Source organism: Pseudomonas vlassakiae (assembly GCF_014269035.2).
Taxonomy (GTDB): domain Bacteria; phylum Pseudomonadota; class Gammaproteobacteria; order Pseudomonadales; family Pseudomonadaceae; genus Aquipseudomonas; species Aquipseudomonas vlassakiae.
Genome location: NZ_JABWRP020000008.1, coordinates 105,074 through 129,013 on the forward strand (window position 1 = coordinate 105,074; position 23,940 = coordinate 129,013).

A 23,940-nucleotide genomic window follows, 5' to 3' on the forward strand; every position below is an offset into this window, starting at 1 on the left:
TTTTTCAGGCGGTTTTTGTCAGGTCGGTTTGGAGGACCGCCGTTGCCTGGGGCCAGACTAGGGATGCCTGGAAAATCGCGAAAATAGTATTTAGCTGGGGCTTGCCGATAAAACGGCGAAGGCCGTGTCTTGCCTGGGCTCGGCCAGGGCTCTGCGGGCTTTCCGAGCGCTGTGGGCCGGCCTTAGTTTTTTCCTGTTCAAGGCACAGGAAAATGTTGGTTTCGTGGCCCTGAAGGTTCCGCCCAGAATGCCGGGCATCGCACAGAACAACAGGAGCTCCACCATGACTTTCTCCATCATCGGTCGCTGCCAGGAAACCGGCCAGGTCGGTATCGCCATCAGTTCGTCGAGCATCGCCGTGGGCGCCCGCTGCCCATGGGTACGGGCAGGCGTCGGTGCTGTGTCCACCCAGAACATCACCTTGCCGGCCCTCGGCCCGCAAATCCTCGATGCCCTGGAGCAGGGCCAGTTGCCGCCTGCCGCCGCACTGGACCGGGTGTTGAGCGCCAATGGCTGGAGCGAGTATCGCCAGGTCACGGTGATCGACAGCCAGGGCCAGGTGGCACTGTTCACCGGCAAGGAAGCGTTGGGCGTGCATCACGCTGTGGCCGGTGAGCAGTGCGCGGCCGCTGGCAACCTGTTGTCCTCGCAGCAGGTGATCGAAGCCATGGTGCAGGCCTTTGAACAGGCAGGCGGGCATCTGGCCGACCGCCTGTTGGCAGCCATGCATGCGGCGATGGCGGCGGGCGGTGAAGCCGGCCCGGTGCATTCGGCGGCGCTGAAGATTGCCGGTGAATTGACCTGGCCGCTGGTGGACCTGCGTGTGGACTGGGCCGATGAAGACCCGATCGGCGTGCTCGACGGCCTGTGGCAGGCGTACCGCCCGCAGATGCAGGACTACGTCACCCGCGCACTCGACCCGACCGCGGCCCCCAGCTACGGGGTGCCGGGCGATGAGTGAAGTCAGCAGCCGCGCCTTGCTGGAACGGCTGATCGGCTTTGCCACGGTCAGCCGCGACTCCAACCTTGAGCTGATCGCTTTCATCCGCGACTACCTGGCCGGGCTGGGGGTGGAGTGCGAGCTGTTCCACAACCCGGAAGGCACCAAGGCCAACCTGTTCGCCACGATCGGCCCCAAGGACGTCGGCGGAGTGGTCTTGTCCGGGCACACTGACGTGGTGCCGGTGGACGGCCAGGCCTGGACGCTGCCGGCCTTTGCCCTGACCGAGCGCGACGGGCGCCTGTATGGCCGTGGCACCGCTGACATGAAAGGCTTCATCGCCTCGGTGCTGGCGGCAGTGCCGGCGTTCCTGGCGCAACCGCTGCGCATGCCGGTGCACCTGGCGTTTTCCTATGACGAGGAAGTCGGCTGCCTGGGCGTGCGCTCCATGCTTGCTGCACTGGAACAGCGCCCGCACAAACCGCGCTTGTGCCTGATCGGCGAGCCTACCGAGCTGAAGCCGGTGCTGGGCCACAAGGGCAAGCTGGCGATGCGCTGTGAGGTGCATGGCGCGGCGTGTCACTCGGCGTACGCACCTTACGGGGTGAATGCCATCGAGTACGCCGCGAAGCTGATCGGCAAGCTGGGCGAGATCGGTGATGCGCTGGCATTGCCGGCGCATCACGACGAGCGCTTCGACCCGCCGTTCTCCACGGTGCAGACCGGGGTGATCAACGGGGGCAGGGCGCTGAACATCGTGCCGGAGGAGTGTACGTTCGATTTCGAGGTGCGCGCGCTGCCGGGGTTCGAAGCACAGGCGGTGGCCGACCAGCTGCAGACCTACGCCGAGGCCGAGTTGCTGCCACGCATGCGCAAGGTCAATGCGGCCAGTGCGATTCGCCTGCAACCGTTGAGTGCGTATCCAGGGCTGGCCACGCCCGCCGACAGCGAGGCCGCGCGATTGGTGGCATTGCTCAGTGGCTCGGAGGATTTCGGTACCGTGGCGTTCGGCACCGAGGGTGGGCTGTTCGACCAGGCGGGGATACCGACCGTGGTGTGTGGGCCGGGTAGCATGGACCAGGGGCACAAGCCGGATGAGTTCGTCAGTGTCGAACAGCTTGAGGGTTGTGATGCGATGTTGTTGAGGTTGGTGGATTACCTCAGGCAGGAATGACGGTATGGGCTTCTTCGCGGATCAATCCGCTCCTGTAGGAGCGGATTGATCCGCGAAAGGGCCGCAGCGCGGCCCGGCGATGTCAGAAGGTCGCCTTGACCTGCAGGCCAACCACCAGCGCGTTGTCGATGTCTTTGCCCGAGAACGCTCCTGGCTCGATGATGTACTGCACATCCGGGCGCAGGTTGAGCCATGGCGTAGCCTGGTAGCCATAGCTCAGTTCGATCAACTGCTCGGCATTGTCGATGTTGGGGAACTGCTGCCCGGCATTGAATGCGGCGTCTTCCAGCACATCGCGGCTACGCGGATTCGGCACGGCGCGGCCATAGCCCAGGGCCAGGGTGTCGCGCGGGCGGCCTTCGAACGGCTTGTACAGCACCACACCGGCGCCATACCACTTGGTGAATGGCGAGGCGGCCTCGCTCGCTGCCGAATACTGGCCGAACGCGTGCAGGCTGCGCCCCGGCGAGCCGGCATCGTTCCACACCGCCTGGTCGACCAACAGGTAGTGGCCGCCGCGGCCGGACACTTCCTTGCTGCTGTCGACGCGCTTCACGTCGGAGCTGTCGTAGTAGTAGCCCAGCTTGTACTCACCCGGCAGTTCGCCCTGCAGCTTGTACACCAGCTCCACCGGCACCACGGTACCGGTGGTGTGCTTGGGCCCCAGGTGCCAGGCGCGGCTGGAGTTGCCGTTGCTTTCCGGGTCGACGTTGAACGCCGCCACGCGCAGCTGCCAGGACGGCGACAGGTCGTACTTCACGCGCACGCCGAGGTGGGCGTTGGGGTAGTTGGTCCAGCCGCTGCCACCGGACATGTTCAACGGGTGGCCGCAGAAGCCGGCATTCATGAAGTTGCACAGGATGCCGCTGTCGAGGCCGCCGAGGTCGTTGCCCATGGCCATGTAGCCGAGCTTGACGTTGAGTGCTGGGGTGAACAGGGTGCGCTCGTAGCTCAGTTCGGTCAGACGGGTGTACAGGCCGCCGTAGTTTTCCTGAATCGGCAGGCGGTTGCCGACCAGGTCTTCCGAGGCGCTATTGCCGCGGCGGTCGTTGATGGTCAGCTGGACCTTGCCGCCGTTTTCCAGGCCGTACAGTTTCGACAGGTCGAACTGTGCGCCGAGCTTGATGTTCTGCGAGTAGCGCGCCGAGCGGTGCAGGCCGCCGTTGGCGTTGTAGGCGGTTTCACCGCTGTAGTCGCCGGTGAGTTTGACACCGTCTTCTTCGAGCTGGTGACGCAGGCCGCCCCAGTCACCGGTCATGGTGCTGCGGTTGAGCAGGTCGCCGTCGGCCAGGGCAGGGGTGCTGGCCAGTGCCAGAAGCAGGGTTGGGGTAATGCGGATAGCGGATGGCATTGCTGTGTCTCGTGTTGTTTTCGGGAGGCCATTCGCGATCAAGCCCGCTCTCATCAGGATCAGCGCAGACCCTGTGGGAGCGGGCTTGCCCGCGAATGCAGCGACGCGGCCTTACGGCAGGGCGTAAGAAATCACGTAGTCGCCACGATCAGTCGACTGGCGTGCACCGCCAGCGGTGATCACCACGTACTGCTTGCCGGTCTTCGGCGAAACGTAGGTCATCGGGCCACCCTGGCTGCCTACCGGCAGGCGGGCTTTCCAGATCTCGTTACCGTTGCTGCTGTCGTAGGCGCGCAGGTAGAAGTCCTGGGTGCCAGCGATGAACACCAGGCCGCCTTGGGTCGACAGGGTGCCGCCAAGAGTCGGCAGGCCAATCTTGATCGGCAGGTGCATGCGGATGCCCAGGGGGCCGGTGTCTTCCACGGTGCCGACCGGTACCTGCCAGGCAATCTGGCGGGTCTTCATGTCGATGGCGGTCAGGGTGCCGAATGGCGGGGCCTGGCATGGGATGCCGGCTACCGACAGGAAGCGGTTCTTGTTCACCGCGTACGGGGTGCCCTTGAGCGGTACGGCGCCCATGCCGGTGTTCAGTGCTTCACCGCCGGAGGCAGCGTCGCCCTTGTTCTGCGACGGGATCATCTGGATCCACAGGCCCAGGCGCATGTCGTTGACGAAGATGAAGCCATGCACCGGGTCGGTGGACAGGCTGCCCCAGTTCATGCCGCCCAGCGAACCCGGGAAGCTCAGCGACAGGTCGGTACCCGGCGCAGTGTACAGGCCGTCGTAGCGCATCTTCTTGAAGTCGATACGGCACAGCAGTTGGTCATACGGTGTGGCACCCCACATGTCCGACTCGGTCAGGGTCTGCGCGCCGATCTGCGGCATGCCTACCGATTTCGGCTGGGTCGGGGAATACGGCTCGTTGGGGATGTTGCTTGCCTTGACCGGTACCTCGTCGACCTGGGTCAGCGGCTTGCCGGTGGCGCGGTCGAGCACGTAGATCTGCCCGGCCTTGGTGCCGATCACCACCGCAGGCACGGATTTGCCGTCCTCCTTGGTGAAGTCGATCAGGCTCGGCTGCATCGGCAGGTCGAAGTCCCAGAGGTCGTTGTGCACGGTCTGGAATACCCACTTCTGGTTGCCGGTGGTGGCGTCCAGGGCCAGTACGGAAGCGCCGTAGGTGTGGTCCAGCTTGCTGCGCTCAACCCCATAGATGTCGGTGGACGACGAGCCCATCGGCAGGAACACGGTGTTCATCGCCGGGTCGTAGGACATCGGCGCCCAGCTGTTCGGCGTGCTGCGCACATAGGTGCGGCCATCGGCCGGCGCCTTGCGGTCTTCCGGGTTGCCCGGGTCGAAGGCCCAGCGCATTTCCCCGGTGATCACGTCGAAACCGCGGATCACGCCGCCAGGCATGTCGGTCTGGACGTTGTCGGCGACACGGCCACCAACCACCACGGTGGTGCCGGCCATCAACGGTGCGGAGGACAGCTGGTAGTAGGAGTCCGGTACGTCACCCAGGCCGGCCTTCAGGTCGACCTGGCCGTTGTTGCCGAAGCCTTGGCAGAACTGGCCGTTATCGGCGTCAACGGCGATCAGGCGGCCGTCGATGGTGTTGGTCAGCAGGCGACGCTGGCAGTTGGCACCGGCCGGCACGCTAGCGACAGGGATCGGCGAACTGTTCGGCTGGGTCGGCTGGGCGATCGCGGCGGTGGCGTCGAAGTACGCCATGCCACGGCAACGCTGCCAGACCTTGGACTGAGCGTTGATCGCGTTCTTCCACAGCTCTTTGCCGGTGTCGGCGTCGAGGGCGATCAGGTTGTTGTGCGGGGTGCAGATGAACACCTTGTTGCCGATCTGCAGCGGGGTCAGCTGGTCTTCGGCGCCGTTGCCGTCACTGATGGCGACGTCACCGGTGTGGTAGGTCCAGGCCACCTTGAGCTTGTTGACGTTGTCGCGGTTGATCTGGTCCAGCGCGGCGAAGCGGCTGCCCCCTTCGGTGTTGCCGTAGTGGGCCCAGTCCTTCTGCTCCTTGCCGGCCTCGACCGGGGTGATGCCCGGGCCTTTGCCGGTGGGGGCAACGCTTGGGTGGGCGACGAACATGTTGCCTGCGGCGATCACCAGCAGCACGGCCAGCACACCGGCGATGCCGTATGCACCCCGGCCGGCGCTGGCGCCATTGGCGCGGGCGAGCATCGGGTAGACCAGCGCCACCACCATGCCGATTGCGCCGAACATGAACAGGCGCGAGAACAGTGGCCAGAACACCAGGCCGGCGTCGATCAGTGCCCAGACCACGGTACCGACCAGAAACGCCGCGTACAGCCAGGCGCCGGCCGGCTTGCGGCGAGCGATGAGAATACCGGCGATGGCCATGGCCAGGCCGCCGATCAGGAAGTACCAGGAACCGCCCAGGCCGGCGAGCTTGACGCCGCCAGCGGCCAGGAGCAGGCCGAGCAGGGCGACGATCACGCCCAAGCCGACCAGGATGATGGTTGTGGCGCCAGAGGCGCGCGGTGTTTCGTTCATGCCAGGGATCTCAGCAGGTGGAATGAGCGCAGTTTAAGCCCTTAGCTTGCTAATTAACAAGTTGGTACATAATTTAATGAGGCTGATTGTCGCAGGGCTGAACATGCAAAGATGTGGCTAAAAGTGTAGATCACGCGTTGAAAATTGCAGTAAACGCGGCGTTTAAACCCTCTGTAAATTTTGATGAGCTGGACGCCTGCGCCAGGCGATGGGGACTCTCAATGAGGTGGCCATGGCGTGTCGATACCCTGAAATACGGCAAGCCAGACGGTCGGTTGCCCTTGGGCAGTCCATTCCACCCGATGCCGACAATGCGCCGGAATGTCGAGGCAATCACCCGGCAGCAGCAAACGGGAGTAGTTCTCGCACTCAAGGCGCAGCCCGGCGCTGCCGGTCAACAGCAGGATCCATTCGCTTTCGGCCTGGTCGTACCAGAAGCCGTGCGGGCTGGCCTGGCCGCAAGAGACGATGCGTTCGATGCGCAGCCCAGGGCGTTGCAGCAATACATCGACCCGCTCGGCGGCGGCGGGGTCGCAATGGGGCAGGGCATTGAGCAGGTTGGCAATGGGCATGGGCGGTTCTCGCACTGACGGAGGTGCTTCCACTATGGACCTGATCGCTCTGTTGTGCGCTTCTTGACCCGCCTTGCCGATTGTAGGAGTGTTCCGAAATTCGAAAACTGGAGTAGCTATGGACAAGCTCCTGGCGATGAAGATGTTTACCGCAACAGTCGATGCCCAGGGCTTTTCTGCGGCAGCGCGCAGGCTCGGCGTCGCTACCTCGTCGGTGACGCGTCTGGTTGATGCTTTGGAGTCGGAGCTCGGCACGACCTTGCTCAACCGCTCCACACGGCAGGTCAGCCTGACCGAAGCCGGTGCACGTTATTACGCGAGGGCGAGGGACATCTTCGACGCGCTGGATGAGGCCGACGCCAGCGTCGCCGACCGAGGCGATGAGCCGGTCGGTGTGCTGCGCCTGTGCCTGCCGGTCGAGTTCGGCCGACGCGTGATCGCACCGCACCTGGGGCCATTCCTCGCCCGTCACCCGTCGCTGGAGCTGGACATCGACATGAGCGACCGGCTCGATGACCTGCTCGATGGCCGCTACGATCTGTCCATTCGCCTCGGCGACCCGTCGCCAAACGGCGAGCTGGTGTGTCGGCAACTTGGCCGCTTCCAGCGCTGGCTGGTGGCAAGCCCCGACTACCTGGCCAGGGGTGATGCGTTGCTGCACCCCGAGCAACTGCTGCGGCAGGCCTGCCTGCGTTTTCGCTACGGGCAGAAGGCGCGCGCCTGGCGCCTGCAGCGGGCCGACGAGGTGCTGGAACTGGAAGTGAGCGGGCCGCTGCGCAGTGCCAACGCCGACCTGTTGCGCGAAGCGGCGCTGGCCGGCAGCGGCATTGCCTTGCTGGCCGACTGGCTGGTGCGCGAGGACGTCGCGGCCGGGCGCCTGCAGCGGCTGTTTGCGGACTGGCAGGCGAGCCCCGGCACGGCCAACGACAGCATCAATGCCCTGTACTTGCCCAACCATCGCGGCTCACGGCGGGTCAACGCATTCATCGGCTTTTGCGAAGGCCTGCTCAAGCCCTGATCCCTACCGTTGCGCCTGGCGCAAAGCCTCGTTGCGCCGGGGCCGGATTCTCTCGCAGGCAAGCGCTCGGTAAGGTGCCTGGCATATTCCAACCCGATGCCGAGGTGCCTCGCATGAATCCCTCCCTTGCTGCTGCCCAGCCAGCCCATGCCGGCCTGAGCCGTGCCCTGGTCGCGCTGCTGGCGTTCTGCTGCGGCGCGATCGTCGCCAATATCTATTACGCGCAGCCCATCGTTGGGCTGATCGCCCCGGACCTGGGCCTGTCTACCGAGCGCGCCAGCCTGATCGTGTCGTTGACCCAACTGGGCTATGCGCTGGGCCTTTTGTTGCTGGTGCCACTGGCCGACCTGGTGGAAAACCGCCGGTTGATGATCACCACTGCCGTGCTGGCCTGCGTCAGCCTGTTGCTGGCAGGGACCAGCAGCAGCGGGCAGGGGCAACTGTTCCTGATGTATGCCTTGCTGATCGGTTTCAGTTCGGTGGCTGTGCAGATGCTCATTCCGTTGGCCGCTCACCTTGCGCCTGAGCAAGAGCGCGGGCGGGTGGTCGGCAACATCATGGGTGGCCTGCTGCTGGGCATTTTGCTGGCACGGCCGTTGTCGAGCCTGGTCGCCGACCATTTTGGCTGGCGCACGGTGTTCATCGGCGCCGCTGGCCTGATGTTGGCCATCATCCTGTTGTTGGCGTTGACCCTGCCGCGCCGGACACCTGAGCACAAGGCCAGTTATGCCGGGCTGATGGTGTCGCTGGTCGCCCTGCTGCGCCAATACCCGGTGCTGCGTCAGCGCTCGTTGTATCAGGCGTTGATGTTTGCGGCGTTCAGCCTCTACTGGACCGCAGTACCGTTGGCCCTGGCCAGCGAGCATGGCCTGTCCCAAAGCCAGATCGCCTTGTTCGCCCTGGTTGGCGCGGTCGGCGCCATCGCCGCACCGATGGCTGGACGCCTGGCCGACGCCGGCCATGCCCGTGCCGGTTCGTTGCTGGCCCTGGTGCTGGCGCCCCTGGCGCTGCTGGTGGGCTTGACCACACCTGGCTACAGCGTGATCGGCCTGGGGCTGACCGGGGTGCTGCTGGATTTTGCCGTGCAGATGAACATGGTCATCGGCCAGCGTGAGGTCTATGCCCTGGACCCGGCCAGCCGCGGGCGGCTGAATGCGCTGTACATGACCAGCATCTTCCTGGGCGGGGCAGTGGGTTCGGCGGTGGCCAGCGCGGTGTTTGCCCAGTACGGCTGGCACGGTGTGGCGCTGGTGGGTGCAGCGTTGCCCGGCTTGGCTCTGCTGGTCTTCCTGCTGGTTTCGCGGCGCGCTTGAGCACTACCGGCCCAGCGGCAAGGCGACGCCAATCAGGGCGAACAGGCTCGCGCAACAGCGATTGAACCCCTTGCCGCTTTTGGCCAGCCACGGCCGGATACGAAAGGCCAGGCGCGCCAGTACGTATTCGACCCCGCATTCCACGCTGGCAAAGGTCGCCGCCATGATCACGAACTGCAGCAACAACCCACGCTGGGGCTCGATGAACTGCGGCAGGAAAGCGCCGTAGAACAACAGGACCTTGGGGTTGGCAATCGCCGACAGCAGGCCTTGGCGGAACATTCCCAGGTTGCTCGGGCGGGCAGTACGCTCGGTCACCTCCAGCTGCAAGCCAGGGCTGCGCCACAGCTGGATGCCCAGCCACACCAGATAGGCGCCACCGACCCACTTGAGCACGGTCAGTACCGAGGCTGACGTCTGCAGCAGCGCGGTCAACCCGAACATCGCCAGGGCTATCAGTGCACTGAAGCCGAACACCCCGCCGACGATGGTGAACAGCGTCCGGCGCGCCCCATACAGCGCGCCGTGGGTCAGGGCCAGCAGGCTGTTCGGGCCGGGCGTCAGCGACAGGCCGATGCTGGCCAGCAGGTAGAGGAGCCAGGTATTCAACGCCATGGTGTGCGCCTCATCTGTTCACGTGTGTGTTGATCCGGCGTGGCGGTCATTGCGGCGTGCCGAACAGGCCGGTCCAGTAGATACCCGCATCGCTCTTCGGGTCGACCGCATAGGCCGCACCCATTTCGCGGAAATCCGGGTTCATCAGGGTGGCACAGTGGCCGGGGCTGTCGAGCCAGCCATCCACCACCTTCTGCGCGGTGTCGCGCCCGGCGGCGATGTCTTCGCCGATCTGCTGGTACAGGTAGCCGGCCAGCTCCGCCCGGTCACCGGGGGTGCGCCCGTCCTTGTCGATATGGTCGAAGAAATTCTGGTTGGCCATGGCCCGCGTATGGCTGGCAGCCACGCCTGCCAGCGCCGTGCTCCAGGTCAGCGCTGGCGCTGCAGCGAACGGCTGGCCACCGCATTGGCGGGGCGCCTCGCGTGCGGCATTGATGGCCTGCAGCACCTTTTGCCCCTCGGCTTGCCAATCGCCCAGGCGCCCGCTGAGCAAGGGCCGGGCGAGCACGATGCGCCAGTCGCGGCCTTCCTGGCTGACGCCGATATCGACAAACTGCGGGTCGAGCACGACCTGGCAGAAGCTCTCTTCGATGGCGTGCATGGCCGCACGGGCATCGCGTGGGCCGGACAGGCTGATGGCCTGGACATTGACCATGGGGTAGGCGGCGCGGCTCATGGCCTGTTGCAGGTCGCGGGTGCCTTCCGGCGACAGTGCCAGACGGGTATCGCTGTTGAGCGGCGGCAGCTCCACCGACACCTCGTCCCCGCAGCGCTGGGCCTGGCTGCGGTAGGCATTGATCGATTCGATCAGCTGCGCCTCTTCGCCGGTGGCGGCCATGGCCCCGGTCGACATGATCAGGCCCAGCGACAAGGCGGCAACGGATGACAGGACGCGCATGTGGATCTCCCTGTGGCTGGCAGCGTCTTGGTATGCGCTGCTCATCCTACACAAGCGCGAGGCTTTTGGCCCGGTCTCGTGCAAAGCAAAGAAAACGCCAGCAAGGACTTGCGGGCGGCAAAAGAGGGAGTAGACCGGATAACGCCAGAAAAGTGCGATTGCGTGTCAGCGGGCCAGCGCCTGGTTCGGTTTGTAGAACAGGAAGTGCCGGGTTTCGGCCGTCTTGCGATAGGCCTTGGCCCAGTCCGGGTGCACATTGCGGTCATGGAAATACAGCGCGCCTCCTGTCGAGTCCTTGAGCTGCTGGTTCAGGGCCTTGCGCGCAATCTCCTTGGCCACATCGTAGCGCTGCGCTTCCTCGACCTGATCGGAACGCCCGTCACACCACCAGGAAAATTGGCAGGCCTTGGTTTCCACGCCTTGCTTGACCACGCCGCAGATGGTGTCGGGAAACCCTTCCTGGCCCAAGCGGTTGAGCACCACGCTGGCCACTGCGCTCATGTCCTGGGCGTCGGCGCCCTTGGCTTCCCAGTAGAGGGTGCGGGCCAGGCAGGTAATGCTGTCGTCCAGCGGCGCCTGGCCTGCCGAGTCCACTGCCTGCACCTCGGCAGGGGTGATGGTTTCTGTTTTTCTGGGCGGCGGGGCATCATCCACCACCTTTTTCTCCAGCTTCTCTGCCTTGTCTTCGGCCACGGCGGCCTTGGCACTTTCGGCGGCATGCAAAGGGCTGGCGAGCAGGGGCAAGATCAGGCAGATCACCGTCCAGTAGAGGCGCATGGTCGCGTATCCGAAGTGTGGGCTGATTCACAGTCTAGCCAAGCGGCTTCATTTCAGCGCCAGCATGAGCATCAATGGCAAGGTCACGGCGGCCAGCACGGTCTGCAAGGCGATGATGGTGGCCATCAGCGGTGCGTTGCCGCCCATCTGCCGCGCCATCACGTAAGACGACGAGGCAGTCGGCAAGGCCTGGAACAACACGGCCACCGCCGCCGCCTGGCCACCCAGCCCCAGCAGGCGGCACAGGCCCCAGGTGGTCAGCGGCATGACCAGGAACTTGAAGGCCGATGCTGCCAGTAGTGGCCGCGCCTGCTGGCCCAGGCTGGCACCGCCCAGCGCCGCCCCCACGCACAGCAGGCCCAGGGGCAGGGCGGCCTGGCCCAGCGCCTTGACGGTGGGTTCCAGGCCCGCTGGCAGGCCCAGGCCGGTGGCCCGCAGCAACAGGCCGCCGGCGCAGCCGACGATCAACGGGTTGGCAAAGATGGCCCGCAACACCGTCGCCGGGGAGCTGTGACGTGCGCTGAAGCGGGCGAACACCAGCACGCAAAGCAGATTGACCAAGGGCACGATGGCGGCGTTGGCCACGGCGGCCAGGGCAATCCCGGCACTGCCAAAGAGGCCGGCGGCGAGGGTGGCACCGATGTAGTTGTTGAAGCGCACGCCGCCCTGGAACACCGAGGTGAAATCAGCGCCATCGTGGTTGGCCGCACCTTGGTATAGCACCAGCAGCAAGGCCCCTAGCAGGGTCGAAAGCATCAGTACGCCAACCATGCCCAGCACCGGCACGCCATCGAGATTGGCCGTCGCCAGGCCATGCAGGAACAGTGACGGCAGCAGCACGAAATAGCTCAGGCGTTCGGCGCCCGGCCAGAACGACTCGGCGAGAAAGCCGCGCAAGCGCAGGAAGGTGCCCAGGGCAATCAGCAAGATGATGGGCACCAGGGTGGTCAGCAGCAGGTGGAGCATGGGTGTGATTCCGTGGTCGGGTACGGGCACAGGTTAGCGTGGCGGACCGATTGGGAAAAACGTTGATTTCTGCAGTGATCGTTGAGAAAAACTGTACGTTCAGGCGTCCATCGCAGCTCTCAGCACGGCGGTCAGATGCCGCCGCTGGCTCTTCTCGTGTTCCAGCAACACCACCCGCCGCACCAGCTGCGGCTCGCCAAAGGGCAGGCAGGTGGCCGCCGGCAAGCGTTGCAAGTCGTCGTCGGCCATGGGAATGATCGCCACCCCCAGCCCCATCACCGCCATGCGCGCCAGCGCTTCCTGACTGTCCAGTTCCATTTGTTCGCTGACCTGCAAATGTTGGCGGCGAAGTTCCTGCTCGATCTGCCGCCCGGCCCAGGCACGCTTGTCGAAACGCAGGAACGGCTGGCTGGCCAACAGCTGTGGCAGGCTCTGGCCCGCCAGGTCGGAGCTGGCGATGGCCCAGAACCGGTCTTCGAACAGGGGCGTGAAAACCAGGCTCTGCGGGTAGGGGCTGACCGGTTCCGTGGTGATCGCCGCATCCAGTTCTCCATCTTCGACGCGCCGTGCCAGCTCCGCCGACATCCCTGAGTTGACGCTGATGTGCAGTTCCGGGTGATGCGCCTTGATCCAGACCAGGGCCTTGGGCAGGCGTCGCGCCAGGACGGTGTGGATCGCCCCCAGGCGCAGCCGGCCACGCAGGCTTGGGCCGCTGGCCAAGGTATCGGCCAGTTCGTCGTAGGCGCTGAGGATGTGTTCGGCTCTGGCCACTGCCAGTTGCCCGGCCTCGGTCAGTACCACCTGGCGGCGGCTGCGGTCGAACAGTGCGACCTTGAGTTCGTCCTCGAGGGTCTTGATGTGCAGGCTGACGGCCGAAGGGGTGAGGCTGAGCAGGTCGGCGGCACGGGCGAAGGTGCCGTGGCGGGCGATGGTCACCAGGGTGCGCAAGGCTTTGAGGGACACGCGAACGGGCTCCGGGCAGCAAGGGAAGTGTTTCAGTCTGTGGCTGAACGGAATGGCTGGCAAGCTGCGCAGTCCCACTCGTTACGCGGGTAAGAAACCCGCCTGACCCTAACCCTGGAGAACGTACATGAAAGCAGTCATCTTCACCGCGTTGCTGGCCTCGGCCGGTCTCGCCCAGGCCGCGCAAACGGTGGAATTGAAGCTGGCCGGGACGGATGGCCCGGGCAAGTCGATCGGGATCATCAGCATCGAGCAGAACAAGTACGGCACCGTGCTCACCCCGGATCTCAAGGACCTGCCGCCGGGCGTACACGGTTTCCACCTGCATCAGAAAGGTTCATGCGCAGCGGCAGAGGAAAACGGCAAGGCGGTGCCAGCGGGTGCGGCAGGCGGGCACTGGGACCCTGACGCCACCAACGCCCACAAGGGCCCCTATGACGACAGCGGCCACCGGGGTGACCTGCCGGCGCTGTATGTCGGTGCCGACGGCAAGGCCATCTACCCGGTATTGGCGCCACGCCTGAAAGTCGCGGATTTCAAAGGTCATGCGTTGATGGTGCATGCAGGTGGCGATAACCACAGTGATCACCCCGAGAAGCTGGGCGGTGGCGGTGCCCGCGTGGCCTGCGGGGTGGTTCAGTAAGCCAGGAGCCGCTCAGGGCTGGCGCTCGGCTACCGCTCGCAAGGTACGCAGCGTCACCACCGGAGCGTCTACCACGAACCGGTTGGCCAACCAGCCCGGTACGTCCCCGGCCGGGTCTGCCTGCAACTGGTAGGTCACCTCGGTTTCCCGTTCGCCGAGCGGCTTCATGATCCATTCGCCCGACAGGTGCTGGACGCGGATCAACCCCGGCTCTTCTGGCAGGCGGTTCGGTTCGGCGCTCAGGTGGCGCACCAGCGCGCCGTCATCCAGGCGTTCGGTGCGGACCTTGAGAATGATGTCGCGCGGCAGGGTCGGCCATGGCAGATTGGTGGTCAGGTAGACCCAGGTCGTGTCGCCTTCCACCTGCAGCAGGCGCATCTGCTCGCAGGCATATAACCACTTGCAGGCCACCCGCAGGTTTTCCTGAAGGTCGGTGAGCGTGCGCACACTGGCTTTCATGGTACTCACGCCGCGAAACTGCTGGTAGGGCGAATCAGGTGCCGCGGCCAGGTAGACCTGGATACCTTCACGGTCGTAGGCGATTTTCCAGTCGTCAGCCGCCAGGCTGGCAATGGAGACAAGCAGTAGCGCAAGCATCAGGCAGCGGTTCATGGCGAGTACCGCGCAAGGGCAGGGCTAATCAGTATGCGCGGCAAACAGAAAGCCCGCCAGGTGGCGGGCTTTGGGGTACCAGCCTGAACTCAACGCTGTGGGTTGAGGGTCAGGTGCACGTGACGGTTGACGTCCTTGTACAGCAGGTAGCTGAACTTGCCTGGGCCGCCGGCGTAGCAGGCCTGCGGGCAGAAGGCGCGCAGCCACATGAAGTCACCGGCTTCCACTTCTACCCAGTCCTGGTTCAGGCGGTATACCGCCTTGCCTTCCAGCACATACAGGCCGTGCTCCATGACGTGGGTTTCAGCGAACGGGATCACGCCGCCCGGCTGGAAGGTGACGATGTTGACGTGCATGTCGTGGCGCATGTCAGCCATGTCGACGAAGCGGGTGGTGACCCAGCGGCCTTCGGTACCCGGCATTTCGATGACGGTGGCATTGTCGCGGTGGGTGACGAACGACTCCGGCACGGCCAGGCCTTCGACTTTCTGGTAGTGCTTGCGCAGCCAGTGGAAGGTAACGTTGGCCTTGCTGTTGTTGCGCAGGCTCCACTCGGCGCCAGGGGCGAGGAACGCATAGCCGCCCGGGGTCAGGGTGTGGTGCTTGCCTTCGACGGTGATGTCCAGCTCGCCTTCGACGATGAACACCACGGCTTCGGCGTTCGGGTCCAGCTCAGGGCGCTCGCTGCCGCCTTCCGGGGCGACTTCGACGATGTACTGCGAGAAGGTTTCGGCGAAACCGGTCAGCGGGCGGGCGATGACCCACATGCGCATCTTGTCCCAGAACGGCAGGTGGCTGGTGACGATGTCACGCATCACGCCTTTAGGGATGACGGCATAGGCTTCGGTGAACATGGCACGGTCAGTCAGCAGCTCGGTCTGAGCTGGGTGCCCACCGTGGGGGGCGAAGTAGGAGTGGTTCGACATGAGCAGTCTCGACTTGTTGTTCTCTCCCCGTGCCTTGGACCACACCGGCCGGTGCGTGCAGGGGATGTGCGGACAGCATAGGGGGCAGCCCGCGTCATCCACAAATTAAATGTTGAAATACTCGACATTCAGTTACTGAATGCGAACCTGGCGCCCGGCGTGCCCGTCGGGCAGCCGGTCGCCGTGGCCGAACAACTTGTGGCGCAAGGTGCCGTCGGTGTAGTTCAGCGGGTAGCGGCCACGACGCTGCAGCTCCGGCACCAGCAGATCGACGACATTGGCCAGGTCGTCCGGTTGCACGGCATAGGTGAGGTTGAAACCGTCGATGCCAGTCTGGTCGAGCCAGTGTTCCAGCTGGTCGGCAATGTCGCCGGGTGAACCGACCAGTACCGGGCCACGCCCGCCCAGGCCGACGAATTCGGCGGCTTCGCGCACGCTCCAGCGGCGGTTCGGGTCGGCGGCGGTGAACGCCGCCAGGGCCGCACGGCCAGCATCGTTTTCGACGTATTCGATGGGCGCATCGGGGTCGAGGCCGGCGAAATCGATGCCGGTCCAGCCCGAAAGCAGGGCAAGGGCGGCGTCCAGGTCGACGTAGCGGCGGTATTGGGCAAAGCGCGCCTGGGCCTCTTGCGAGGTCGGCGCGACGATCAGCAGCGCCTGGGCATAGATCAGCACCTCGTCCCGCCCACGCCCGGCCACCTCGCTGGCATGGCGGATGCCGTCGGCGTAGCGGCGCAGGACGGCGGGCGTCGGGCCGCTGATGAACACGCACTCGGCATGCCGGGCGGCGAACTGTTGGCCACGCGCCGAGGCGCCGGCCTGGAACAATACCGGGGTGCGCTGGGGCGAAGGCTGGCACAGGTGCATGCCGGGCACCTGGAAGTGCTCGCCAGCGTGGTGAATGGCGTGCACCTTCGACGGTTCGATGTAGCGTCCGGTCTCGCGATCCAGTTGTACGGCATCGTCTTCCCAGCTCTTTTCCCAGAGTTTGTACAGCACCTGCAGATATTCCTCGGCCAGGTCGTAGCGCTGGTCATGGCCCAGCTGCCGGGCCAGGCCCAGGTTGCGCGCGGCGCTGTCGAGGTAGCCGGTGACGATGTTCCAGCCGACCCGGCCATTGCTCAAATGGTCGAGCGTGGACATGCGCCGGGCAAAGGGATAAGGGTGTTCATACGTCAGCGAAAAGGTGACGCCGAACCCCAGGTGCTCGGTGACCCCGGCCATGGCCGGCACCAGCAGCAGCGGGTCGTTGACCGGCACTTGCACGCCACCGCGCAGGGCGGCCTGTGGGCCACCCTGGTAGACGTCGTAGATGCCCAGCACGTCGGCGATGAACAGCGCATCGAACAACCCGCGCTCCAGCAGGCGCGCCAGGTCGGTCCAGTAGTCCAGGCGGTTGAACGCCACGCTGGTGTTGCGCGGGTGGCGCCACAGCCCCGGGGACTGGTGGCTGGCGGCGTTCATGCTGAAAGCGTTGAAACGGATGTGGCGGGGCATTGCCTTCACTCCCTGGTCACGGCAATACGGAAGCCGGGTAGATTGCATCGGCGACCTGCAACTTGTGCGGGATCAGGCCCAGGCCCTGGAAGGTATCGGCCAGTTTCTGCTGCTCGGCGATGATCTGCGGGGTGATGGCCACGGCGTTATAGTTGCGCCGCTCGCTGGCCACCTCCAGCACATTGGCGCTGATGCCCAGTTGCGGTGCCAGCAGTGCGGCAACTTCGGCGGGCTTGGCGTTGGCCCACTGGCTGACCTTGCTCAACTCGCTGAAGAAGGTTTTCAGCAGCTCGCGGTGCTGGTCGGCGAAGGTGGCGGTAGACAAGTAGAAGGTGCGGTTGTTGGTCAGGCCGCTGCCGTCGCGCAGGTTTTTCAGGCCTGGCTGGCTTTCGGCCGCAGCGAGGAACGGGTCCCACAGGGTGACGGCTTGCACGCTGCCCGATTGCAGGGCGGCGATAGCATCGGCGGCGTTGTTGACGTAGGCCGGGGTGATGTCCTGATAGCTCAAGCCGGCCTGCTCCAGGGCCACCGCCAGCAGGTACTGGGCGTTCCAGCCGCGACCGGTGGCCACGCGCTTGCCTTTGAGGTCCTGCACTGCGGTGAGGTGATCCTGCTCGCGCACCACCAGGCCGATGCCGCGTGGGTAGGGTTGTTCGGCGGCCAGGTAGACCACCGGCTTGCCGGCAGCCTGGGCGAATACCGATGGCGCGTCGGCCGCGTGGCCCAGGTCGATGGCGCCGGTGCTCAGTGCCTCGAGCAGTTGCGGGCCGGCGGCGAACTCGTGCCAGCTGACTTTGACGCCTTGTGGGGCCAGGGCCTTTTCCAGCGCGCCGCTGCCTTTGAGGATGTTGATGCTGTTGAATTTCTGATAACCGATACGCAGGGTCTTGGTGTCTTCGGCGAAGGCGCTGGACCAGGGCAGCAAGCTGCAGGCGACGGTTGCCAGGAGACCGCCGACGAGCAGGCGGCGCAGGGGGGAAAAGGGCATGGGCGACGCTCCTTGAGCAGGATGGGAAACGGTATGCCCAGCCTAAGGAGGTGGCGTATGGCTTTCAATTTTTTAATTCCATTTGGTTAGAATGTTTTGTTCTTTTTATATCCTTTTGTGATTTGTTGGTCGTTGACGAAATTTTCACATCCTCTTGCTAGGATTCGGGCCCATCACAAGGAGTCCTGTTCATGCCCATCCTGCGCCGGCGCAGTACCCGCATCGCCCTGGCTGCCACTACCGGCCTGGTGGCCGCCACCTTGGGTTTTTTCGCCTGGCAATCGTTCTATCCGGTGCAGGCCGCCAGTGGCTGGCGGGTCGACGTGCTGCACCGCGACGTGGCCAAGGCCGCGTCGTTGCTGCCCCAGGCTGACGGCAGCCTGCTGGTCAGTCGCGAGCTGGATGACAACAAAGGCAGCATTCTCAAGATCACCGCCAGCGGCGACCGCGTGGTCCTGATCGACAACCTGTCCAAGCCCGACGGCATGGTCGCGGCGCAAGGTGGCTGGGTGTTCAGCCAGGAAGGGGGCCGGGCACCGGTCAGCCTGTCCCGCGATGGCCAGGTTACCCGCCTGTTCGACGGCGACAGCGTGCAAGGGCTGTGGAACGATGGCGATCACCTGTATGCCATCGAAGACCGCAAGGGCAATGGGCGCCTGATGCGTTATGAGTGGGCCAGCGGCCAGCTTGACGTACTGCGCTCGGGGCTGACCGAAACCGAGGGCCTGACCCGTTGCGCCGACGGCCGCCTGCTGTACACCGAGAAGGGCACCGGCATCGTGCGTGCATTGTCCGAGGACGGTAGGGACCCGGTGGTGGTAAAGGGCTTGCGCCATCCGACCTTCCTGATGTGCGACCAGCGCGGCCTGTGGATCAGCGAAGACAATACCCACCGCGCACGTTTGCTGCGGGTCGACGCCGATGGCACCCAGCACGTGGTGCTGACCTTCCTCAAGGCGCCGCAGTCGATCATCGCTGATGGCAAGGGGGGCTACCTGCTCGCCGAAGGCGGGCGCGATCGCATACTGCAGCTGAGCCCGTCCGTGGACCAGGCCACAGCCCAGCGTTAACGGGGGCGAGGGCCCGGGTGTGAAAGGGTGGGATCAGGCTACTCGGCAATCATCAGCAATGACTGCGGCAGCGGGCTCTGCGGGTGCTGCGGCTCCTGCAGGCTCTGCAACCGGAACCCGGCCATGTCCAGGGCATTCAGCCAGCTGGCCAAGGTCCGGAAGTACCACGGCATCGGCTGCCAGTCTCCGGCAAACCCGGTAAACGGCTCTTCGCGCCAGCCGTCCTGATAGTTCCCGCCGGCCACGCTCCAGGGGTGCAAGGTCTGGATAACCAGCACGCCACCGGGCGCCAGCCGTGCCTTCATCGCCGCCAGCAAGGGGATGATGTCTTGTTGCAACAAGGCGAAATTGGCACAGATCAGCGTGTAGCCGTGGCCGATATCCACTTCACCTGCGGCGAGCTGCGCATAGCTGGCCTGGTGCACGGGCGTCGAGCCTGCGGCCCGCGCCGCCTCGACCAAGCCGACGTCGCCATCTACGCCAGTCACTTCGATGCCGCGATCAGCCAGCGCCCGCAGCAACCAGCCTTCGCCGCAACCCAGGTCCAGCACCCGCTCAGGCTGACGACCGAGGGTCGCCAGCAAAATTGCTGAGTCGGTGACCTGCCGGCGGCTTTCGATGGCGCCGCCACGCACCGCCTCTATCCACGCCTGGGCGTTGTGCTGCCAGCTGTGCAGCAGGGCGTCTTCGGGGTTGGGCATGTCGCTGATCCTGAGCAGTGGCAATGCTCAAGCATAGGCGTTCACCGTCGCCTTGTCCGCGGGGAACCGAGCGGGCGCCTGGAGCGCCTCGCGCCCATAGAAGCCCAGGGCGGTGGCCCAGGTGGTCAGCCATACGAAGATGCCGGCCCAGAAGGTATGCGACATGTAGTGCCAGCCTTGCAGCACGCGGGTGGTGCCATAGACGAAGCCGATCAGCAGGATGGCCACCAGCAGCTTGCGCGCATGCTGCCAGCGGTAACGCAGCGCCACGAAGTACAGCGCCAGCAGGGTGAAGCCGCTGGACGCGTGGCCGCCCGGCCAGCAACGGCCTTCACCGGCCTTGCTGAACCAACTGAACTGCTCGTACCACTCCACGCGCGCCTCTGGGCCACCGTAGAGGGTGGTTTCCACCGGGCAATACACACTGGTGTGGCTTTTCAGGTAGTGAATGACCGTGGTGCACAGGGCAAATGCCACCACCACGAACAGAAAGTCGCGGCGATGACGGTGGGTGAAACGCAGCACCGGGCTGATTCTGACGGCATTCAGGCCACGGGTGATCAGCGCGTCGGGGTGGTTGGCCAGGCGCGGCCAGATGAACGACAGCAGCGAACCGATGATCGCCGCCTCACCGGTCCAGTTCGGCAGCACGCGTGGCCATTTGTGGGTCACTTTTTCGAACAGCTGGTCATGCAGCAGCGGGAACTGCCCGCTGACGGGATCGAGCAACAGGTTGCTGATCCAGCGGTCGAGTTCGGTGAGATCGAACAGCAGGAACGTGATCACTGCCAGCAGCAGTGGCAATAGCAAATTGTTGACGTAGAACGCGGTGCGTGGAGAAACGGGCATGCTTACATCCCTGTGCTGCTGTTGAGTGTCTGCCATTGGTTGGCGTTGAGTTGCCCGAGCAAGTGGGCCTTGCCGTTGCTGTCTTTGCTGACGAACAGTGCACTGGCATAGCCGGCAACCCGTTCGCCGCCTGCGACGCGCAGCTGCCGCTCGAGGTGGTCGATGCAGCCGCTGTGGGTGATCAGCACCAGGTTGTGACCCTCGCGCTTGTGAGCCAGGGCAGCGTTGGCAAAGGTACTGTCACAGCGTGCCAGCCAGTCCTGGGTTTCGATGGCTTTGCCAAACACGGCTGATGCCGTCTGCTGGGTGCGCACCTCCGGGCTGCTGAGGATATCGGCGTCGGCCAGGCCCAGGTGGCGGATGCCCTCGCCAACGGCGCTCGCGGCCTGGTTGCCCTCCACGGTGATGCCGGCAGGGTCGCCAAGGCAGGCATGGTTGGAGCGGTCGCAGCGTTCGGCATGACGGATCAGGACAATCACCTGGCCGCTGTTCCAGGCGCTGTAGACGCCGTGCTCGCTCATCAGCTGCGCGCTGCCCAGGTTGCTGACATGCGGACGCAGCACATGCCAAAGGCCGAACGCCGTGAAGGCCAGCACCACGGCCAGTAGCCAGGCAGCAGGCAGCTGACGGCCTTTGAGGCGCACAAGGCGCGGGTGCGTCGCAATTACATTTTCCAGCATGCTGCCACTCCGGGGACAAGGCTGGCTGCACCTTATCCTCGGCTTTGTGGCCCGTTAGTGAAGCGGATGTGAAAATTGTCTTAGCCCACACGCTGGCCCACGCCGAGGATTTTTTCCGCAGGTTGCGGCGGCTTGTGATGCACACGGTATGATTCGCGCCCGCAACTGGAGCCCTCCATGGCCAAAGACATCGAAAACCCCTGCGTCGCGCTGTGCCAGCTCAACAGCGAGTTGTGCGTGAGCTGCGGTCGCACCCGTGAAGAAATCCGCAAGTGGCGCGGCATGAAGCGCCCGGAGAAGATGGCCACCGTGCAACGCGCGGCCACGCGAATGAAGGCCATCACCAAGAAGAACACCAAGCGCCAGGGCAACGACTGAAGCCGCTGGACTGTGTAAGATGCAGGCTTCGCAACGTTCGTGAGCTTGCCGTATGGATACCCACTCGCTTCTTGCCTTCACCCTGGTCGCTGCAATTGCCATCGCCAGCCCGGGGCCTGCCACGCTGATGGCCATCAACAACAGTATCAACCATGGCCAGCGCAGTACCCTGTGGTCGTCGCTGGGCAATGGCACGGGCCTGTTCTGCCTGTCGGCGGCAGCCATGCTCGGGCTCGGCGCTTTGTTGGCCAGTTCCGAAATGCTGTTCAACGCGGTCAAGCTGATCGGTGCTGGCTACCTGTTCTACCTCGGTGCCCGACAGTTGCTCAAGAAAGGCCCGATGCTGGTCGACCAGGCGGCAGCGAAGGTGAGCAAGCCGACTCCCCTGAAGTTGTACAAGTCGGCGTTCCTGACCGCCGTCACCAACCCCAAGGCAACCATGTTCTTCACTGCGCTGTTCCCGCAGTTCATCGACCAGGGCACGGCGTTGCTGCCGCAGTTCCTGACCCTGACCGGGATTTTCGTGGCGTTGTCGCTGATCTCGCTGACCCTGTATGCGGCGCTGGCGTCGCGGGCCAAGGGCGTGCTCACCCGGCCGGCGCTGTCGCGCTGGGTAAGCCGGGTAGTCGGCACGACCTTCATCGGCTTTGGTGCGGCGATTCTGACCATGCGCCGCCAGGCCGGTTCGGCGCCACTCTAGTCCCTGCGTGTCGCCTACTTCAACGGAATGTAAACGTCGGTTTGCCAGTGCTCCAGCGGTGTCTCGGGGTAGACACTCAGGTAATGGAAAAACAACGGGTGGTCGCGCAGCTCTTCGTTGCTGGAGGGTAGCCAGTCGCGGTAAAGCGGGTAGAGGGTTTCGCCGATGTAGTCAGGCGAGCCTGCATGGCGAATGACGGCACATCGCCCGGCAGGGATGACCCGCTCCTGCACGCTGAAGGTATTGGGCATTATGGCTTCAGCTATCTCGCCACAGATCGCGAAGTGGAAATCGTCTTCCGCAACGGTGTCAGGGTTGTTGTACGGAATGCCGAAGGTGCGGCTCTGGGCTACCGGTGACTGACCGCTGTGCAGGCGCCATTGGCGAAAGCGTTCGACGCTTTCGCCGAGCAGGCCCGGTGCGCCATGGTGTTCGAGTGCCGCCACGCGGGTTTCGGCAAATTCCACGATTCGTATCTGCATGCTGATGCTCCTGGACAAGTGAGGGACCACGAATACCGCACTCCAGGCCTGCCAGTTCGGAGCTTTGGCAAACACACTGGGCGCCCTGCCGAAAGCCCGCTTGAACGCCCTGGAAAACGCTTCGGGGCTTTCGAAACCCGCTGCGAATGCGACTTCCAGCACAGGGGTTGCAGGCGAGGCGACCAGTTGATGTGCCGCGCGCCGAAGCCGAACCAGCTGTACATACCGCGAAACGGGAATGCCTATGTACGCGGAGAACTGCCGATGAAAGTGATACGCCGAGAAGTTGGCGATCTGGCTCAGGGCGTTCACAGACAGGTCACCTTCGAGATGGCTGTCGATGTAGGCGAGCACGGCTTCGAACCGTCTGGCGTAGGCGGGGCTGGGCTGTATGTCAGTCAACGTACGGAGTCTCTGGAAGTGCGGTGAGCACTAGCATCTGCCGATCAGCCCTTGTCGTGCCTAGCCGTGATTGCTCTATCGGCACTTGCCTGGGTTCAGGCTTGCACGGCAGGGGTATCGGCGCCGGCAGCGGCCTGTGCCTCGGCATCCAGCTTCGCCCGGTCGGCCTTGCTGATGTACTTGGGCTTGTTGCTCTTGGGCGCCAGCTTGGCATTGGCCTTTTTCTGGTGGGCCTTGAGCAGCTGTTTGAGTTTCTTCTGGCGGTTCATTGTCCATCTCTGATGTGCAGCGTAGGCCGCGCATTGTACCTCGGGAACTTCAGGCTGCGGGCCCGGTCTGTAGCCTCTCGCCAAATTCACCTGACGCTCCTTCGAGTGCCCACTCCCATGCCAAACCAGCGCCTGCTGTCAGCACTGTTCCTGTTGTTCAGCACCATTGCCTGCCAAGTCGTGCAGGCGGGTTCATACTCGGCAACGGCACGCAGCAACAATGCCTCGACCCAGCTGATCGAGCGCGCTTCGCGCCAGTATGAAGAAGGCAGGCTGGACCAAGCCGCCGCCACGCTGGAGCGCGCCCTGCAGATCCAGCCAGGCAACGCGGCCACGTTGCACTATCTGGGCGTGCTGCGCCTGGAGCAGGGGCAGTATGAACAGGCCGAAGTGCTGGCGGTGCGTTCCAACCAGCGGGTTGGCGGCAACAGCGCCCTGCGCAATCGCAACTACCAACTGATCCAGGCTGCCCAGAAGGCCAGAAGCGCTGGCAGGGTGGTCGTGACCGGCCAGGCAAGGTGACACGCGCGGATCAGCCAAGCCTGGCGCCATTGGATTGATGAATTTTGTTCCTTCCATATAGGAGAATTGGCCATTAATTGACGGTAATGGAATGAATAAACTGGG

General features: G+C 64.5%; 26 protein-coding genes. 9 read left to right on the forward strand and 17 right to left on the reverse strand.

Features of this window, described 5'->3' with window-relative positions; translation table 11 throughout:
- The first annotated feature begins 283 nt into the window (after positions 1 to 283).
- Together HU738_RS12570 and argE are read left to right on the forward strand one after the other, a co-directional pair.
- Entirely contained in the window at positions 284 to 961 is a 678-nt protein-coding gene (locus HU738_RS12570; RefSeq protein WP_186602661.1) for a DUF1028 domain-containing protein, read from the forward strand.
- A complete protein-coding gene (gene argE, locus HU738_RS12575; RefSeq protein ID WP_186602658.1) occupies positions 954 to 2,114 on the forward strand; it encodes an acetylornithine deacetylase in 1,161 nt (386 codons plus the stop codon). The genes HU738_RS12570 and argE overlap by 8 nt, the downstream gene beginning before the upstream one ends.
- Positions 2,115 to 2,196: 82 nt before the next feature.
- Here the strand turns inward: argE and HU738_RS12580 are convergent, their stop codons facing one another.
- The 3 genes from HU738_RS12580 to HU738_RS12590 form a co-directional block, all read right to left on the reverse strand.
- On the reverse strand, positions 2,197 to 3,465 hold the full coding sequence (locus HU738_RS12580; protein WP_186602656.1) for a carbohydrate porin: 1,269 nt from the start codon (positions 3,463 to 3,465) through the stop codon (positions 2,197 to 2,199).
- 111 nt (positions 3,466 to 3,576) lie between these two features.
- A complete protein-coding gene (locus HU738_RS12585) occupies positions 3,577 to 5,994 on the reverse strand; it encodes a glucose/quinate/shikimate family membrane-bound PQQ-dependent dehydrogenase (protein ID WP_186602655.1) in 2,418 nt (805 codons plus the stop codon).
- Positions 5,995 to 6,212: 218 nt separating this feature from the next.
- Entirely contained in the window at positions 6,213 to 6,566 is a 354-nt protein-coding gene (locus HU738_RS12590) for a cupin domain-containing protein (RefSeq protein ID WP_186602653.1), read from the reverse strand.
- A gap of 118 nt (positions 6,567 to 6,684) precedes the next feature.
- Here HU738_RS12590 and HU738_RS12595 point away from each other — a divergent pair, with 118 nt between their 5' ends.
- Both HU738_RS12595 and HU738_RS12600 read left to right on the forward strand, forming a co-directional pair.
- Positions 6,685 to 7,584, forward strand: a complete 900-nt coding sequence (locus tag HU738_RS12595) for a LysR family transcriptional regulator (RefSeq protein WP_186602651.1) — start codon at positions 6,685 to 6,687, stop codon at positions 7,582 to 7,584.
- A gap of 113 nt (positions 7,585 to 7,697) precedes the next feature.
- On the forward strand, positions 7,698 to 8,897 hold the full coding sequence (locus tag HU738_RS12600) for an MFS transporter (protein WP_186602648.1): 1,200 nt from the start codon (positions 7,698 to 7,700) through the stop codon (positions 8,895 to 8,897).
- A 3-nt stretch (positions 8,898 to 8,900) separates the two neighbouring features.
- Here the strand turns inward: HU738_RS12600 and HU738_RS12605 are convergent, their stop codons facing one another.
- From HU738_RS12605 to HU738_RS12625, 5 genes are all read right to left on the reverse strand, one after another.
- Positions 8,901 to 9,512, reverse strand: a complete 612-nt coding sequence (locus HU738_RS12605) for a LysE family translocator (RefSeq protein ID WP_186602646.1) — start codon at positions 9,510 to 9,512, stop codon at positions 8,901 to 8,903.
- Between the two features lie 46 nt (positions 9,513 to 9,558).
- Entirely contained in the window at positions 9,559 to 10,410 is an 852-nt protein-coding gene (locus HU738_RS12610) for a CAP domain-containing protein (RefSeq protein WP_186602645.1), read from the reverse strand.
- Between the two features lie 165 nt (positions 10,411 to 10,575).
- The gene (locus HU738_RS12615; RefSeq protein WP_186602643.1) at positions 10,576 to 11,187 is read right to left on the reverse strand and encodes a cell wall hydrolase; all 612 of its coding nucleotides are present in this window, start codon (positions 11,185 to 11,187) and stop codon (positions 10,576 to 10,578) included.
- Between the two features lie 48 nt (positions 11,188 to 11,235).
- The gene (locus HU738_RS12620; RefSeq protein WP_186602641.1) at positions 11,236 to 12,153 is read right to left on the reverse strand and encodes an AEC family transporter; all 918 of its coding nucleotides are present in this window, start codon (positions 12,151 to 12,153) and stop codon (positions 11,236 to 11,238) included.
- 99 nt (positions 12,154 to 12,252) lie between these two features.
- On the reverse strand, positions 12,253 to 13,116 hold the full coding sequence (locus tag HU738_RS12625; RefSeq protein WP_176506681.1) for a LysR family transcriptional regulator: 864 nt from the start codon (positions 13,114 to 13,116) through the stop codon (positions 12,253 to 12,255).
- A 127-nt stretch (positions 13,117 to 13,243) separates the two neighbouring features.
- Between HU738_RS12625 and sodC the strand changes: the two genes are divergently transcribed.
- Positions 13,244 to 13,759: a superoxide dismutase family protein gene (gene sodC, locus HU738_RS12630; protein ID WP_186602640.1), complete on the forward strand. Its 516-nt coding sequence runs from the start codon at positions 13,244 to 13,246 to the stop codon at positions 13,757 to 13,759.
- A gap of 12 nt (positions 13,760 to 13,771) precedes the next feature.
- On the opposite strand, the gene HU738_RS12635 is transcribed toward sodC, so the two are convergent.
- From HU738_RS12635 to HU738_RS12650, 4 genes are all read right to left on the reverse strand, one after another.
- Positions 13,772 to 14,371 carry an START domain-containing protein gene (locus HU738_RS12635; protein ID WP_176506679.1) on the reverse strand — a complete coding sequence of 200 codons (600 nt, stop codon included), beginning with the start codon at positions 14,369 to 14,371 and terminating at the stop codon, positions 13,772 to 13,774.
- Between the two features lie 89 nt (positions 14,372 to 14,460).
- Entirely contained in the window at positions 14,461 to 15,297 is an 837-nt protein-coding gene (locus tag HU738_RS12640; RefSeq protein WP_027918838.1) for a bifunctional allantoicase/(S)-ureidoglycine aminohydrolase, read from the reverse strand.
- 132 nt (positions 15,298 to 15,429) lie between these two features.
- Complete coding sequence (locus tag HU738_RS12645) at positions 15,430 to 16,794, reverse strand: LLM class flavin-dependent oxidoreductase (RefSeq protein ID WP_186602639.1); 1,365 nt, start codon at positions 16,792 to 16,794, stop codon at positions 15,430 to 15,432.
- 16 nt (positions 16,795 to 16,810) lie between these two features.
- The gene (locus tag HU738_RS12650) at positions 16,811 to 17,782 is read right to left on the reverse strand and encodes an aliphatic sulfonate ABC transporter substrate-binding protein (RefSeq protein ID WP_186602638.1); all 972 of its coding nucleotides are present in this window, start codon (positions 17,780 to 17,782) and stop codon (positions 16,811 to 16,813) included.
- A gap of 191 nt (positions 17,783 to 17,973) precedes the next feature.
- Here HU738_RS12650 and HU738_RS12655 point away from each other — a divergent pair, with 191 nt between their 5' ends.
- On the forward strand, positions 17,974 to 18,852 hold the full coding sequence (locus HU738_RS12655; RefSeq protein ID WP_176506676.1) for an SMP-30/gluconolactonase/LRE family protein: 879 nt from the start codon (positions 17,974 to 17,976) through the stop codon (positions 18,850 to 18,852).
- 38 nt (positions 18,853 to 18,890) lie between these two features.
- Here the strand turns inward: HU738_RS12655 and HU738_RS12660 are convergent, their stop codons facing one another.
- Genes HU738_RS12660 through pmrG form a run of 3 tightly spaced genes read right to left on the reverse strand, consistent with a single transcriptional unit; the run spans position 18,891 to position 21,082 of the window.
- A complete protein-coding gene (locus HU738_RS12660) occupies positions 18,891 to 19,553 on the reverse strand; it encodes a class I SAM-dependent methyltransferase (protein WP_186602637.1) in 663 nt (220 codons plus the stop codon).
- Positions 19,554 to 19,580: 27 nt separating this feature from the next.
- Positions 19,581 to 20,402, reverse strand: a complete 822-nt coding sequence (locus HU738_RS12665; RefSeq protein ID WP_186602636.1) for a phosphatase PAP2 family protein — start codon at positions 20,400 to 20,402, stop codon at positions 19,581 to 19,583.
- 2 nt (positions 20,403 to 20,404) lie between these two features.
- Positions 20,405 to 21,082: a lipopolysaccharide core heptose(II)-phosphate phosphatase PmrG gene (pmrG, locus tag HU738_RS12670; protein WP_186602635.1), complete on the reverse strand. Its 678-nt coding sequence runs from the start codon at positions 21,080 to 21,082 to the stop codon at positions 20,405 to 20,407.
- Between the two features lie 177 nt (positions 21,083 to 21,259).
- On the opposite strand from pmrG, the gene HU738_RS12675 reads away from it, so the two are divergent.
- Both HU738_RS12675 and HU738_RS12680 read left to right on the forward strand, forming a co-directional pair.
- Complete coding sequence (locus tag HU738_RS12675; RefSeq protein WP_186602633.1) at positions 21,260 to 21,460, forward strand: DUF1289 domain-containing protein; 201 nt, start codon at positions 21,260 to 21,262, stop codon at positions 21,458 to 21,460.
- Positions 21,461 to 21,512: 52 nt separating this feature from the next.
- Positions 21,513 to 22,160 (forward strand): LysE family translocator, encoded by a 648-nt coding sequence (locus HU738_RS12680; protein WP_186602631.1) that lies wholly within the window; start codon positions 21,513 to 21,515, stop codon positions 22,158 to 22,160.
- Positions 22,161 to 22,174: 14 nt separating this feature from the next.
- Here the strand turns inward: HU738_RS12680 and HU738_RS12685 are convergent, their stop codons facing one another.
- Together HU738_RS12685 and HU738_RS12690 are read right to left on the reverse strand one after the other, a co-directional pair.
- Positions 22,175 to 23,044, reverse strand: coding sequence for an AraC family transcriptional regulator (locus HU738_RS12685; RefSeq protein WP_186602629.1), 870 nt, complete (start codon positions 23,042 to 23,044; stop codon positions 22,175 to 22,177).
- A 95-nt stretch (positions 23,045 to 23,139) separates the two neighbouring features.
- Positions 23,140 to 23,313, reverse strand: coding sequence for a DUF2986 domain-containing protein (locus HU738_RS12690; protein WP_176506670.1), 174 nt, complete (start codon positions 23,311 to 23,313; stop codon positions 23,140 to 23,142).
- 117 nt (positions 23,314 to 23,430) lie between these two features.
- Here HU738_RS12690 and HU738_RS12695 point away from each other — a divergent pair, with 117 nt between their 5' ends.
- Positions 23,431 to 23,835: a tetratricopeptide repeat protein gene (locus tag HU738_RS12695; RefSeq protein ID WP_186602627.1), complete on the forward strand. Its 405-nt coding sequence runs from the start codon at positions 23,431 to 23,433 to the stop codon at positions 23,833 to 23,835.
- The last annotated feature ends 105 nt before the right edge of the window (positions 23,836 to 23,940 follow it).

Bases quoted from the DNA above. Each gene is read 5' to 3' on its own strand.
- HU738_RS12605 (WP_186602646.1), bottom strand. From the start codon at position 9,512: ATGGCGTTGAATACCTGGCTCCTCTACCTGCTGGCCAGCATCGGCCTG.
- HU738_RS12570 (WP_186602661.1), top strand. From the start codon at position 284: ATGACTTTCTCCATCATCGGTCGCTGCCAGGAAACCGGCCAGGTCGGT.
- HU738_RS12660 (WP_186602637.1), bottom strand. From the start codon at position 19,553: ATGCCCAACCCCGAAGACGCCCTGCTGCACAGCTGGCAGCACAACGCC.
- HU738_RS12615 (WP_186602643.1), bottom strand. From the start codon at position 11,187: ATGCGCCTCTACTGGACGGTGATCTGCCTGATCTTGCCCCTGCTCGCC.
- HU738_RS12675 (WP_186602633.1), top strand. From the start codon at position 21,260: ATGGCCAAAGACATCGAAAACCCCTGCGTCGCGCTGTGCCAGCTCAAC.
- HU738_RS12665 (WP_186602636.1), bottom strand. From the start codon at position 20,402: ATGCCCGTTTCTCCACGCACCGCGTTCTACGTCAACAATTTGCTATTG.
- HU738_RS12640 (WP_027918838.1), bottom strand. From the start codon at position 15,297: ATGTCGAACCACTCCTACTTCGCCCCCCACGGTGGGCACCCAGCTCAG.
- HU738_RS12655 (WP_176506676.1), top strand. From the start codon at position 17,974: ATGCCCATCCTGCGCCGGCGCAGTACCCGCATCGCCCTGGCTGCCACT.
- HU738_RS12595 (WP_186602651.1), top strand. From the start codon at position 6,685: ATGGACAAGCTCCTGGCGATGAAGATGTTTACCGCAACAGTCGATGCC.
- HU738_RS12610 (WP_186602645.1), bottom strand. From the start codon at position 10,410: ATGCGCGTCCTGTCATCCGTTGCCGCCTTGTCGCTGGGCCTGATCATG.
- argE (WP_186602658.1), top strand. From the start codon at position 954: ATGAGTGAAGTCAGCAGCCGCGCCTTGCTGGAACGGCTGATCGGCTTT.
- HU738_RS12600 (WP_186602648.1), top strand. From the start codon at position 7,698: ATGAATCCCTCCCTTGCTGCTGCCCAGCCAGCCCATGCCGGCCTGAGC.
- HU738_RS12635 (WP_176506679.1), bottom strand. From the start codon at position 14,371: ATGAACCGCTGCCTGATGCTTGCGCTACTGCTTGTCTCCATTGCCAGC.
- HU738_RS12680 (WP_186602631.1), top strand. From the start codon at position 21,513: ATGGATACCCACTCGCTTCTTGCCTTCACCCTGGTCGCTGCAATTGCC.
- sodC (WP_186602640.1), top strand. From the start codon at position 13,244: ATGAAAGCAGTCATCTTCACCGCGTTGCTGGCCTCGGCCGGTCTCGCC.
- HU738_RS12580 (WP_186602656.1), bottom strand. From the start codon at position 3,465: ATGCCATCCGCTATCCGCATTACCCCAACCCTGCTTCTGGCACTGGCC.
- HU738_RS12645 (WP_186602639.1), bottom strand. From the start codon at position 16,794: ATGCCCCGCCACATCCGTTTCAACGCTTTCAGCATGAACGCCGCCAGC.
- HU738_RS12590 (WP_186602653.1), bottom strand. From the start codon at position 6,566: ATGCCCATTGCCAACCTGCTCAATGCCCTGCCCCATTGCGACCCCGCC.
- HU738_RS12585 (WP_186602655.1), bottom strand. From the start codon at position 5,994: ATGAACGAAACACCGCGCGCCTCTGGCGCCACAACCATCATCCTGGTC.
- HU738_RS12695 (WP_186602627.1), top strand. From the start codon at position 23,431: ATGCCAAACCAGCGCCTGCTGTCAGCACTGTTCCTGTTGTTCAGCACC.
- HU738_RS12690 (WP_176506670.1), bottom strand. From the start codon at position 23,313: ATGAACCGCCAGAAGAAACTCAAACAGCTGCTCAAGGCCCACCAGAAA.
- pmrG (WP_186602635.1), bottom strand. From the start codon at position 21,082: ATGCTGGAAAATGTAATTGCGACGCACCCGCGCCTTGTGCGCCTCAAA.
- HU738_RS12650 (WP_186602638.1), bottom strand. From the start codon at position 17,782: ATGCCCTTTTCCCCCCTGCGCCGCCTGCTCGTCGGCGGTCTCCTGGCA.
- HU738_RS12620 (WP_186602641.1), bottom strand. From the start codon at position 12,153: ATGCTCCACCTGCTGCTGACCACCCTGGTGCCCATCATCTTGCTGATT.